This is a genomic window from Streptomyces sp. NPDC001093, from assembly GCF_040298985.1.
Taxonomy (GTDB): domain Bacteria; phylum Actinomycetota; class Actinomycetes; order Streptomycetales; family Streptomycetaceae; genus Streptomyces.
Map to the genome: position 1 here is coordinate 1 of NZ_JBEPBF010000203.1, position 11,844 is coordinate 11,844.

14 protein-coding genes are annotated in these 11,844 nt (G+C 72.4%); 3 read left to right on the forward strand and 11 right to left on the reverse strand.

All coding sequences use genetic code 11. The features are described 5' to 3' along the window. Positions 1-76 precede the first annotated feature (76 nt). From ABT288_RS47095 to zapE, 10 genes are all read right to left on the reverse strand, one after another. Positions 77-931 carry a polysaccharide deacetylase family protein gene (locus tag ABT288_RS47095; protein WP_351622410.1) on the reverse strand — a complete coding sequence of 285 codons (855 nt, stop codon included), beginning with the start codon at positions 929-931 and terminating at the stop codon, positions 77-79. 77 nt (positions 932-1,008) lie between these two features. Further along, positions 1,009-2,532 carry an FAD-dependent oxidoreductase gene (locus tag ABT288_RS47100; RefSeq protein ID WP_351622413.1) on the reverse strand — a complete coding sequence of 508 codons (1,524 nt, stop codon included), beginning with the start codon at positions 2,530-2,532 and terminating at the stop codon, positions 1,009-1,011. A gap of 231 nt (positions 2,533-2,763) precedes the next feature. Next, on the reverse strand, positions 2,764-3,042 hold the full coding sequence (locus ABT288_RS47105) for a hypothetical protein (RefSeq protein ID WP_351622416.1): 279 nt from the start codon (positions 3,040-3,042) through the stop codon (positions 2,764-2,766). 152 nt (positions 3,043-3,194) lie between these two features. Continuing rightward, a complete protein-coding gene (locus ABT288_RS47110) occupies positions 3,195-4,052 on the reverse strand; it encodes a PPK2 family polyphosphate kinase (RefSeq protein WP_351622419.1) in 858 nt (285 codons plus the stop codon). 51 nt (positions 4,053-4,103) lie between these two features. After that, positions 4,104-4,661 (reverse strand): YbhB/YbcL family Raf kinase inhibitor-like protein, encoded by a 558-nt coding sequence (locus ABT288_RS47115; RefSeq protein ID WP_351622421.1) that lies wholly within the window; start codon positions 4,659-4,661, stop codon positions 4,104-4,106. 10 nt (positions 4,662-4,671) lie between these two features. Then, positions 4,672-5,520 (reverse strand): slipin family protein, encoded by an 849-nt coding sequence (locus tag ABT288_RS47120; RefSeq protein ID WP_351622424.1) that lies wholly within the window; start codon positions 5,518-5,520, stop codon positions 4,672-4,674. A gap of 123 nt (positions 5,521-5,643) precedes the next feature. Continuing rightward, complete coding sequence (locus ABT288_RS47125; RefSeq protein ID WP_351622426.1) at positions 5,644-7,128, reverse strand: SulP family inorganic anion transporter; 1,485 nt, start codon at positions 7,126-7,128, stop codon at positions 5,644-5,646. 8 nt (positions 7,129-7,136) lie between these two features. Then, positions 7,137-7,715, reverse strand: coding sequence for a carbonic anhydrase (locus ABT288_RS47130; RefSeq protein ID WP_351622429.1), 579 nt, complete (start codon positions 7,713-7,715; stop codon positions 7,137-7,139). 87 nt (positions 7,716-7,802) lie between these two features. Then, positions 7,803-8,141, reverse strand: coding sequence for a hypothetical protein (locus ABT288_RS47135; RefSeq protein WP_351622432.1), 339 nt, complete (start codon positions 8,139-8,141; stop codon positions 7,803-7,805). 165 nt (positions 8,142-8,306) lie between these two features. Beyond that, positions 8,307-9,410, reverse strand: coding sequence for a cell division protein ZapE (gene zapE, locus ABT288_RS47140; RefSeq protein WP_351622435.1), 1,104 nt, complete (start codon positions 9,408-9,410; stop codon positions 8,307-8,309). 37 nt (positions 9,411-9,447) lie between these two features. On the opposite strand from zapE, the gene ABT288_RS47145 reads away from it, so the two are divergent. Further along, complete coding sequence (locus ABT288_RS47145; RefSeq protein ID WP_351622438.1) at positions 9,448-10,326, forward strand: pyrimidine reductase family protein; 879 nt, start codon at positions 9,448-9,450, stop codon at positions 10,324-10,326. A 130-nt stretch (positions 10,327-10,456) separates the two neighbouring features. Next, positions 10,457-10,930 (forward strand): indole-3-glycerol phosphate synthase, encoded by a 474-nt coding sequence (locus ABT288_RS47150; RefSeq protein WP_351622441.1) that lies wholly within the window; start codon positions 10,457-10,459, stop codon positions 10,928-10,930. Positions 10,931-11,091: 161 nt separating this feature from the next. Here the strand turns inward: ABT288_RS47150 and ABT288_RS47155 are convergent, their stop codons facing one another. After that, the gene (locus ABT288_RS47155) at positions 11,092-11,448 is read right to left on the reverse strand and encodes a carboxymuconolactone decarboxylase family protein (protein WP_351622444.1); all 357 of its coding nucleotides are present in this window, start codon (positions 11,446-11,448) and stop codon (positions 11,092-11,094) included. 122 nt (positions 11,449-11,570) lie between these two features. Here ABT288_RS47155 and ABT288_RS47160 point away from each other — a divergent pair. Then, a partial coding sequence (locus ABT288_RS47160; protein WP_351622447.1) for a hypothetical protein occupies positions 11,571-11,844 on the forward strand: 274 nt, incomplete at its 3' end.

Sequence of the window (11,844 nt, forward strand, 5' to 3'; positions counted from 1 at the left end):
TGGCCTTCGCCGCGGCCGCGCGGCTCGCCGCCCGCCGGTCACCCTGAGCACGGCGGTGCCGGCGTACGGCGGCCCGTCAGCGGTGTCCGCCGGTCTCGGCGATCAGCTCGGAGACCTTCACGAACCGGTAGCCGCGCCTGCGCAGTTCCGGTACGACGGCACGGACGACCCGCTCGGTGGTCGGGGCGGCGCTGCGGGTGCAGTGCATGACGACCACCGAGCCGGGCTTCACCCCGTCCAGCACCTGCCGGGTCACGGCGTCGGCGTCGGTGGCGAACGCGTCGCCGCTCACCACGTCCCACTGCACCGCGGTCACCCCGAGCCCGCTCAGCGCGCGCAGCGCCCGCCGGTCGTAACAGCCGCCGGGGAAGCGGAAGTACGGCAGCGGGTGCGGCACGCCCGCCTTGCGCAGGGAGGCGTACGCCCGCTCCACGTCCGACCGCATCTTGCCGGCGTCGACGACCGGCAGGCCGTAGCAGTCGGCGGTGAACGCGTAGTGGCTGTAGGAGTGGTTGGCGACCTCGAACCGCGGGTCGTGTCCGAGGCTGCGGGCCTCGGTCGGGTACTCGTCGGCCCAGCGGCCGGTCATGAAGATCGTCGCCGGAACCTTCAGCGCGCGCAGGGCCCCGATGAGGTCCGGGTTGTCGAAGTGTTCGCCGGCGGCGGCGCGGGGCCCCTGGGCGGCGGTCATGTCGGCGTCGAAGGTCAACGCGACCGTCTTGCCCAGGGTGCGCGGGCCGTGCGCGAAGACCGGGGTCAGGCCGCCCGGGCCCGGGGCCAGCACGGGCGGGCGCGAGACGGGCGGGGAGATGGCGGCGGGGGAGGGGGCCGGGGCCTGACGGACACTGCCCGCGGGACCCGCGCCACCACAGGCGGCGAGAGCCGCGCCCAGGACACAGACGGCGGTGATACGGCGTACGCGTGGGGTCACCGTATGAACGTAGGACTGAAAGGCCGGTTGTATGGCGATATGCTCGGTGTTGCGGCGGTGGGGTCACCCGCGCGGCCTCACAGGTCACGGCGCGGAAGCGGCCGTACCGCCGGGCCCTGGAGCACCGTGCCGTCGACGTCGAAGCGGGAGCCGTGGCAGGGGCACTCCCAGGCGCGTTCGGCCCGGTTGAAGGCGACGAGACAGCCGAGGTGGGTGCAGCGGGCCGAGACCGCGTGCAGGGCGCCCTCCTGGTCCCGGTGCACCGCGAGCCGGCCGCCGTCCGCCCGGACCACCGCCCCGTCGCCGGGCGCCAGGTCGTCCACCGAGGCGGGCGGTTTCAGCCGGTCGCCGACGAAGTGCCGGGCCACCTCCGCCTGTGTCCTCAGCAGCGACGGCGCCTCGCGCACCACCGACTTCAGCCGCCGCGGGTCGTACAGCTCGCGCCAGGCGCAGTCCCGCCCGGTGATCAGCGCGGTCAGCAGCAGCCCGGCCATGATGCCGCCGCTCAGTCCCCAGCCGCCGAACCCGGTGGCGACGTAGGTGTGCCGGGTGCCCGGGTGGAAGGGGCCGACCAGCGGCACGGTGTCGGTGGAGTCGTTGTCCTGGGTGGCCCAGGCCTGGTCCAGGTCCACACCCGGGAAGTGCTCCTCGGCCCAGGCGGCGAGGCCGGCGAAGCGGGCCCGCACACCGCCGGTGCCGGGCGTGAAGTGCTCCCCGGTGACGACCAGCAGCCGCTGCCCGTCCGCCCCGTACGGAGCCGTGCGCACCGAGCGGGTGTTCTCCTCCGGCGTGATGTACATGCCCTGCGGATCGGGTCCCTCGCCCAGCGGGCCCGCGACGACCAGTTCCCGGCGCGGGGAGAGCCGGGCGAACAGCAGGGCGCGGTCGAACACCGGGTAGTGGGTGGCGATCACGACGTCCCGGGCGGTGACCGTGTGGCCCGCCTCGGTCGTCAGGCGGCAGGGCTCGCCGCCCTCCTGCAGGCCGACGACCCGTGTCCGCTCGTACACCTGTCCGCCGCGCGCCACGAGGTCGTCGGTGATCGCCCGCAGGTACTTGACCGGGTGGAACTGCGCCTGCCCGGTCACCCGGACCGCGCCGGCCACCGGGAACGGCAGCCCGGTCTCCGTCGTGAACGCGGCCGGCAGCCCCGCCTCCCGTGCCGCCTTCGCCTCGGCCCGCACCTCGTCCACGCGCGACCGGTCCCGCACATAGGTGTACGCGTCCCGGGTCTCCCACTCGCAGCCGATGCCCAGCTCGGCCACCAGCGCCGCCGCGTGCTCGATCGCCTCCGACTGCGAGCGGGCGTACAGCCGCGCCCCCTCGGGGCCGCGGGTGCGCCGCAGCCGGTCGTAGACGAGGGTGTGCTGGGCGGTCAGTTTGGCCGTGGTGTGTCCGGTGACGCCGGCCGCCGCCCGCCCGGCCTCCAGCACCGCCACCCGCAGCCCGGCCCGGGCCAGTTCGTACGCGGTGCTCAGCCCGGCGATGCCCGCGCCGACGACGGCCGCCTCCACGTCCAGGTCCTCGCCCAGTGCGGGACGGGACGGCCCCGGTGCGGTCCGGAGCCAGTACGCGTCGGTGATGTGCGGCTGCGTCTGCATGGCCGCCGGGTACCCGGCCGGGCGGGCCGCTCACCGTGTCCGCGCGGCGTCGTGACGCGGGGTGGTCCAACGGGCGCGGCGACCTCACGCGCGCCTGCGCATGCTCCACCGTGCATGCCGTGCGTGCGTGAGGTCGCCACACATTCCATGCCGGCGGTGGGTGTGGCGGCCGGTCCACCGGAAGTCCGGCCTGCCACCGCTGTCCGCCGTCATGGGGTCCGAACCGGCCTGTTACCTTCCGGCGCTGTTGTTGCAGCCCATGGTCGAGCCGATGTGGGTGGCCTGGGCACCCGGGTCGCCCTCGCCGTTGAGCGCGTTGCCCAGCAGACCGTTGAGGATGCCGACCTCGCCCAGGACGTCGAGGTTCAGGTCGTGGTCCTTGCAGTTGGAACTCTGCATGACGTGGCCCTCGTCGTCGTGTCCACCACCGGCGTAGGCGGGGCCGGCGGGCAGGAGGCTCACGCTGCCGAGGGCCGCGACCACGACGGCGGCCTTGCGAAGTCTGTGCATGTCATCTCCATGGTGTGATGTGGATGCGGTGCGCAACGGATCGACCGCTTACAGTTATGGAGATTAGTAGGAAAATAGTGCGTAACGGGCAGCGGCGCGCCGGTTTCATGATCTAGCGGCCGTACGAGTCCGCTTCACGCGCTGAGCGCACGTCAGGTGTCCTTCAGCAGCCGTTCCCGGCACTCCGCCACGTCGAAGCCGGGCTTGGGGCACCGCGGGTCGAGTTCCTCCAGGTGCTCCAGGAGCAGGCGGCCGACCGCCCAGTTCCGGTACCACTTGCGGTCCGCCGGGATCAGGAACCAGGGCGCGTACGGCGCCGCGCAGCGCTCCAGGGCCAGCTCGTACGCCTCCTGGTAGGCGGGCCACAGGGCGCGCTCGTCGATGTCGCCGGGCGTGAACTTCCAGCGTTTGCCGGGGCGTTCCAGACGGCGCAGCAGCCGGCGCCGCTGCTCCTCGCGGGACAGGTGGAGGAAGCACTTGATCAGGGTCACGCCGTCCTCGGCGAGGGACCGCTCGAAGTCGTTGATCAGGCCGTAGCGGCTGCCGATCTCGGCGGGGCGGGCGAGATGCCGGACGCGGGCGATGAGGACGTCCTCGTAGTAGGAGCGGTCGAAGATGCCGATCTCGCCCGGACGCGGCAGGACCGCGCGCACCCGCCACAGGAAGTCGTGCCGCCGCTCCTCCTCGGTGGGCGCCTTGAACCCGTGGATCCGGCAGCCGGCCGGGTTGAGCCGGCCGATGACGTGCTTGACCGTGCCGCCCTTGCCGCTGGTGTCCATGCCCTGGAGCACCAGCAGCACCCGCCGCCGGTCCCCCGCCGTGCTCGACGCCCACAACCGCACCTGCAGCTCGGCCAGCCGCTCTCCGGTACGCGCGGTGTCCTTCAGGGCCGCCCTCTTCCCGCCGGGTGCACCGGGAGTGGTCCGGGTGCCGTACGCGCCCAGGTCGACCGGCTCACCGGGCGGGAGACACAGCGCCTCTCGCAGGTCCCTGCCGTTCTTCTTCGTCACGGTGCCTCTTCCCTGCGGACCCCCGAGTCCGGAAGACGGCCCGGCACGGCGCTATCCCCGGCCGTATCGGCCCGTCAGCGTGCCCAGGGCGAGCGTGTGCCCGGACAGCGCCCGCAGCACAACCGCCGGCGAGGCACCCGCGGCCGGCGGCAGACGGCGGTCCGCGGCGTACACCGTGAGGACATAGCGGTGCGGCCGGTCCCCGCGCGGCGGACAGGGACCGCCGTACCCGGTCTTCCCGAAGTCGTTGCGGCCCTCGGTCGCCCCCGGCGGATGCTCCCCGGCGGACAGCCGCGTGGTGTGCGGGTCGGCGTTCCACACCAGCCAGTGCGTGAACGTGCCGTGCGCGGCGTCGGCGTCCCGCAGCAGCAGGGCCAGCGAGGCCGTGTGCGCGGGTACGGCGCCGAAGGCCAGCGGAGGCGAGACGTCCGCACCGTCGCAGGTGTTCCGCCGCGGGATGGTGCCGCCGTCGGCGAAGGCCGTACTGGTGACGGCAAGCCGGCGGGCGGCGGAGGGGGAGGGGGAAGGTGCGGCGGCCGGCGTGCCGCCGTCCCCGCAGCCCGCCACGAAGGCCGTCGCGGCCACGGCGATCACCCAGCTCCTGCGCATGCCCGGCACGCTATCCGGACGGCAGCTCCCCGTCGTCGTCCGGCACGCTCTGCTGCTCGCCTTTCTCCAGGCGTAGTTCCCCGTCACCGTGCGGCCCCGCCTGCCGGTTGCCCCGCTCCAGGAAGTGCAGCAGCTCCACCGGGATGGGCAGGACCAGCGTGGAGTTCTTCTCGGCGGACACCGCCATCACCGTCTGCAGCAGCCGCAGCTGGAGAGCGGCGGGGGTGTCGGCCATCTGCTGGGCGGCCTCGGCCAGCTTCTTGGAGGCCTGGAACTCGGCGTCCGCGTTGATGATCCGGGCCCGGCGCTCCCGGTCGGCCTCGGCCTGACGGGCCATGGACCGCTTCATCGTGTCCGGCAGCGAGACGTCCTTGATCTCCACCCGGTCGACCTGGATGCCCCAGCCGACGGCCGGGCTGTCGATCATCAGCTCCAGCCCCTGGTTGAGCTTCTCGCGGTTGGAGAGCAGATCGTCCAGGTCGCTCTTGCCGATGATCGACCTGAGGGACGTCTGGGCCATCTGTGAGACCGCGAACTTGTAGTCCTCGACCTTCACCAGCGCGCTCTCCGCGTCGACCACCTTGAAGTAGACGACCGCGTCCACGCGGACGGTGACGTTGTCACGGGTGATGCCCTCCTGGGCGGGAATCGGCAGCGTCACGATCTGCATGTTGACCTTCTGCAGCCGGTCCACGACGGGGATGATCAGCGTCAGGCCCGGCGACCGTATGTCACCCACGCGCCCGAGGCGGAACAGCACGCCCCGTTCGTACTGCTTGACCACGCGGGCCGCCATGGCCAGGTACACCAGTCCGGCGCACCCCGCCCCGACGATCGCTCCCAGCAGTTCCTGGACCATGATGACCTCCTCACCGAGAGGTCTGCGTTTGTCCGATGCTGTAACGATATGCCACTTCCGGGCGGACCGAGTCAGGGCGGTATCAGAGGGCCCGAGCCCCCTGATACCGCCACCGCGGGCGAGCTATCCCACCGGCACCGTCAGCCTCACCGGCTCCGTCCCCAGCGTGCTGTGCCGCTCGGCCCAGTTCTCCAGGGCCGTACGGCAGGCGTGGTCCAGATGGTGCAGGCCGGACAGGTCCAGGCGGACCGGGCGGTCCTGGGGCAGCGACTCCAGGCTGTCCAGGATCTTCGGCAGCCGTAGGAAGGTCGCGTTGCCCGAGAGGTGGGCCTCGACCGGGCCCGCGCCCTTGTCGACGACCTCCAGCCTGATGTGCGAGGCCTGCCAGGCCGTCTTGACCACGGCCATCGCCAGGCCGATCAGCACGCCCTCGAACATGCTGACCGCCACGATCGAGACCGCCGTCGCCGCCAGGATCAGCGCCTCGCCCCGGTGCTCGCGCCACAGCACCGCCAGCGCCCGGACCGGGACCAGCTTGGCGCCCGAGTGGATCAGGATGCCCGCGAGGGCCGGGATCGGGATGTAGGCGAGCGCGTCCGGCAGCAGCGCGGCGAACAGCAGCAGCCACACGCCGTGCAGAACACGGGAGGCCTTGGTGCGGGCGCCCGCCTGGACGTTGGCCGCGCTGCGCACGATCACCGCGGTCATCGGCAGCGCACCCAGCAGCCCGCACACCGTGTTGCCGGCGCCCTGGGCGAGCAGTTCCCTGTCGTACTCGGTGCGCGGTCCGGTGTGCAGCCGGTCCACGGCGGCCGCGCTGAACAGCGACTCGGCGGACGCGATCAGCGTGAAGGCGACGACCGTGCCGAGCAGCCCGACGCCCGCCAGCTCGCCGAAGGCGCTGAGCGGCGGCGGCTGTACGGCCCCGAGCAGGCCCCGCACCTCGACCGTGGCGACCGGCAGGTCCAGCGCGATCGCGGCCACCGTGGCGAGGCCGACCGCGGCCAGCGGGCCGGGCAGCGTGCGCACCCTCGCCGGGACGTGCTTCCACAGCAGCAGCACCGCGATCGTGCCCGCGCACACCGCGAGCGAGGCCGCTGCCCTGCCGTTGCCGAGGGCGTCCAGGAACGCCCCGGGCAGTCCGGCGATCTTGCCCAGGCCGGAGTCGGGGGCCTTGGCCGCCAGCGCCGGGTACAACTGCCCGGCGATGAGCACCAGTCCGATCCCGGCCAGCATGCCCTCGACGACGGAGACCGAGATGGCGCGGAACCAGCGGCCCAGCCTCAGCAGGCCCATCGCCACCTGGAGGAGTCCGGAGGCGAGCACGATCACGCCGAGTGCCGGCAGCCCGAACTCCCTGACCGCCTCGAGGACGAGCACGGTCAGGCCGGCCGCCGGCCCCGACACCTGCAGGCTGCTGCCGCGCATCAGTCCGGTGACGAGGCCGCCCACGATGCCGGTGACCAGGCCTAGTTCGGCCGGGACACCGGAGGCGACGGCCACGCCCACGCACAGCGGCAGCGCGACAAGGAAGACGACGAGGGAGGCGGCGAAGTCCTGCCGCAGATAGGGGAACCGGGATATCAGGGTGGTGTTCTCACTGGTCATCGGCGCGCTCACAGGGACTCGAAGGTGTCGGTCTGCGGGCGGTGCGCCCGTACGGCGCCGGTGTGCACCTCGTAGTACCAGGCGTGCAGCCGGAGTTGACGCTCCGTCAGCTTGCGCTCGACGCACGGGTACGAGCGCAGCCGCAGCAACTGGGTCAGCACATGGGCCCGCACGCCCTCGGCGACCTCCGGGTCCTCGGCCTGGCCGGCCGGGCGCGGGGTGGCGTGCGCGAGCCAGTCGCGTACGGCGGGTACGGCGTCGAGGTCGTCGCCGCGGACCAGCGCGCCGACGGCACCGCAGTGCGAGTGACCGCAGACCACGATGTCGCGGACGCCGAGCACCTCCACGGCGTACTCGATGGTGGCGGCCTCGCTGGTGGGGTGCTGTGAGGTGTGGGGCGGGACGATGTTGCCCGCGGTGCGCAGCTCGAAGAGCTCGCCGGGGCGGGCGCCCGTGATCAGGGCCGGGACGACCCGGGAATCGGAGCAGGTGATGAACAGCACCTGCGGGGACTGGCCTTCGGCGAGCCTGGCGAACTCCTCAGGGCGCTGTCCGAAGGTACGGGCGTTGTCGATGAGGGGCTGCATGTATGTGGTTCCTCCTGGCGCGCCTGAGCGGCGCGTCGGACTTGAACGACGGTTGTGTGTGGGGGGGAGAGAGAGGCGAGCGCCTGATCAGCAGCGGAAGACCTGAAGTGCTGCCGGGGCGTGGGCTCTGGAGGCTGTGGGAGCCGGGCCGTGCGCGGTGCCGGGTGTGTGTGAGGGGCCGGTACCGGCTGCCCGGCCGGGTATCAGCGGGTGGGGCCGCGCGCAGCGGGAGGCGGGGCCGCGGACCACGTCCGCCTCGTCGCCCACCGGCTGTTCGGACGACGTGGTTCCGGCCTCGGCGTTGGCCGTTGCTTCACTGAGGGTATGCGCAGGTGTGAAGGTTTCCGTGGGCCCCGAGAGCAGCAGGGCGAGCAGGGCGAAGGTCAGGGCCACGAGCACGGTCCGGGCCGTCGTACCTCGGAACATGCGCCCCCCTCCCGGAAGTCCACGTCTCTCGCGGGCGCCAAGCATTGGTCAATGCTTGGTCAAGAAACACATTAACCCTGCAAAGTCCTTTGCAGGGTTAACTGCGCGTTACGAGCACAAGAGAGCGTGAAAAGTGCCGGTCGCGTGGCGTGAACTCGCCCTTGACTAGGAGCCGACGAGTCCCTTCGCGTCGCGGGCCAGCGCGGTGAGCCGGGATATCGCGCGGAAGTACTTCTTGCGGTAACCGCCGTTCAGCATCTCCTCGCTGAACAGCCGGTCGAACGGCAGCCCCGAGGCCAGTACCGGGACCTCACGGTCGTAGAGCCGGTCCGCGAGCACCACGAGCCGCAGCGCCGTCGACTGGTCCGGCACCGGCCGCACATCGGTGAGGCACACCGCGCTCACCCCGTCGGTCAGCGCGCCGTACCGGCTCGGGTGGACCTTGGCCAGGTGCTCCAGCAGGTGCGGGAAGTCGTCCAGCGAGGCGCCCTCGGTGGCGTAGGCCGCCTTCGTCACCTCTTCGTCGGTGAAGGGCTGCGGCGCCTCGGGCAGGCCGCGGTGGCGGAAGTCCTCGCCGTCGATGCGCAGGGTGCGGAAGTGGGCCGACAGGCCCTGTATCTCGCGCAGGAAGTCGGCGGCCGCGAACCGGCCCTCGCCCAGCTTGCCCGGCAGCGTGTTGGAGGTGGCGGCGAGCGCCACGCCCGCCTCGACCAGCTTGCCGAGCAGGGTCGACACGAGGACCGTGTCGCCCGGGTCGTCCAGCTCGAACTCGTCGATGCACAGCAGGCGGTGGCCGGAGAGGGTCTGCACGGTCTGCCGGAAGCCGAGGGCGCCGACCAGGTTCGTCAGCTCCACGAAGGTGCCGAACGCCTTGAGCGCGGGCTCGGCCGGGGTGGCGTGCCACAGGGAGGCGAGCAGATGGGTCTTGCCGACGCCGTAGCCGCCGTCCAGATAGACGCCGCGCGGGCCGGCCGGGGCCTTGGGCGCCCTGGCCCTGCCGAAGCCGAGGAAGCCGCGCCTGCCGGCGCCGGAGGCGTGCGCCCCGCCGAGCCCGCCCGCGAAGCCCTCGAGCACCTGCACGGCCTCGCTCTGGCTGGGCTGGTTCGCGTCCGGTATGTACGTCGAGAAGCGGACCGAGTCGAAACGTGGGGGCGGGACCATCTCGGCGACCAGCCGGTCCGCGGGGACGTGCGGCTCGCGGGCGCACAGGGACAGGGGGCCCGCGTCGGTCAGAGGGCTGGATCCGGGGGCGGTGATGGAGGACGACACGGTTATCCATGCTAAGCGCCGTGTCACACTGCACGACATGCGACGCCTGTTCCCTGTGACCGACGAAACAGCAGCCCAGGCCTCCGGCGGGGCGGCCGAGAGAGAGGGGATGAGGGGGGTTTCCGGGGCGCGGGTGGCACATGTGCCCGGTGGCGCCGGCGCCCACGTCGACCATGACGCCCACGTCGATCGCGAGTGGAGCCTCGCCGAACTGGCCGCCGCCTACGCCTACCCGGAGCCGCCGGGCGCCCCACGGCCGTGGCTGCGGGCCAACATGGTCTCCACGCTCGACGGCGCCGCCCAGCACGAGGGGCGTTCCCAGCCCATCTCCAGCGCCGCCGACATGCGGATCTTCGGCACGCTGCGGGCGCTCGCGGACGTGATCGTGGTGGGCGCGGAAACGGTACGCCAGGAGGGGTACCGCCCCGCACGTGCGCGTGAGGCGTTCGCCGAGGCCCGGGAGGCCGCCGGTCAGGGCCCGGCCCCGGCGATCGCGGTCGTCACCGCGAGCCTGGAGCTGGACTTCTCGCTCCCGCTGTTCACCTCACCCGTGGTGCCCACGCTGGTCCTGACCGGATCCGCGGCCGCCCCCGACCGTGTCGCCGCCGCCGAGAAGGCCGGCGCCCAGGTGCTGATCGCAGGCGAGGGCAGCGGTGTCGACCCCGTGCGGCTGGTGCGTGCCCTGGCCGGCCTCGGGCACACCCGGCTGCTCGCCGAGGGCGGTCCCCGGCTGCTCGGTCAGCTGGTCGCCGCCGAGGTGCTGGACGAGCTGTGCCTGACCCTGTCGCCCACGGTCACCGCGGGTGACGCGCAGCGCATCGCCGGGGGGCCCTCGGTCGTCGTGCCGCACCGGTTCGAACTCGTGTCGCTTCTTGAAGACGCCGGATTTCTGTTCGGTCGTTACCGTCGGTCCTGAAAACAGCGGAATATGCCGTTCCGTTTAGCTTCCGGAGGGCAGACTTGGTCCGGCACAATCCGTGCGATCACGGGGCAGGATGGTTTCCGCAGGGGCCTTGTCAGGGCCCACGGAGGAGAAGAGGCGTTTGGTGTTCACCAGCGTTCTGATGATCGAGAAGGCTTTGACGTCCGCCGACGTGGAGTTCGTCACCACCTTGCACGGAGACGAGCCGGTCGCGTTCCACGTGCTCCTCCAGCCGCGCGGCGACCAGGCGGACCGCCTGCTGCGGGCCATCGACGACATCGCGCTCGGCGAACTCGACGAGGCGGTCCGCGAACACGAGACGCCCGAGGGCGAAGACGCCAGGAGCGTCGGACAGCAGGCCCTGGACGTGTCGGTGCAGGCGCTGCGGGCCGCCGGGAGCCAGGCGGAGGGGCAGATGGTGGAGGACCATCCGCTGGACGCGCTGAAGTCCCTCGTCGCCGAGGTGGAGGCGGACGAGGTGATCGTGCTCACCGACCCCCACTACGTGGAGGAGTTCTTCCACCGCGACTGGGCCTCCCGGGCGCGGCACAAGGTGGGGGTGCCGGTGCTGAAGCTGTTCTCGCACAGCAAGGCGTAGCGCCGCTGCCGTTGCCGCACCGCAAACACCCCCGGTACTCCGCCGACACTGCTGCTGCTCCTGGTACCCCTCGTACTCCTCGTACTCCTCGTACTCCTCGTACTTCTCGTACTTCTCGTACTCCTCGTACTCCTTTGAACTCCTCGTACTCCTCGGTGCCCCTAGTGCTCCGCCCGGCTCCTCGCCTCGGCCTCGGCCATGGTCCGGGCCTCCGTCTCGGCCAGGGCGATGGCCACGCCGAAGGCCTGCGCGATGTGGCTCGCGGCCGACATGACGCGCGCCGTGCCGACCACGGGGGCGATCGCGACCAGGACGTCCTGGAGCTGTTCCACGGTCAGCTCCGCCTGGATCGCGGGATCGACGTGTGCGAGGTAGGACACCGGCGGGGCGTCCATGGCCACGAGCGCGGCGATGCGGGTCAGGATGAGCGTGCGCTGGTCCAGACCGCACCGTTCGATGGAGTCGATGGTCATGGCGGCGAGTGTGTCGAGGACGGGAGCCTGCGATGTGCTGGCCATGTCCGACCGCCCTTCCTGGCGTGCCGACTGCTTGCCCGGTCACCGTAGGAGCCCGCCGCGCCTGCTCGCCTCACCCCTGCCGGGTGAAGGCAGGCCGCGGCCCCGGATGGTGCGATACCGGCATGAGCGGGACCGAGGACCGGCCGGCCGCGCCGGCGCCGAGGAGCCGGCCGGGTGCGGACGGCCTCGAACGGGCCGTCGCCACGGGTGTCACACGCGTGGTCGTGGGCCTCGCCGACATGGCCGCGCAGGCGGTCACCGCGGCACGCCCGCGGTCGCTGCAACCGCCGGGCGGCTCGGCGTCCCTGCCGGACGCCGTGCTCGGGCTCGCCCTCGCGGCCCAGCGCCGATCGGTGTCCGCCGCCCTGGAGACGGCCGACCGGGCCGGGCGCTGGG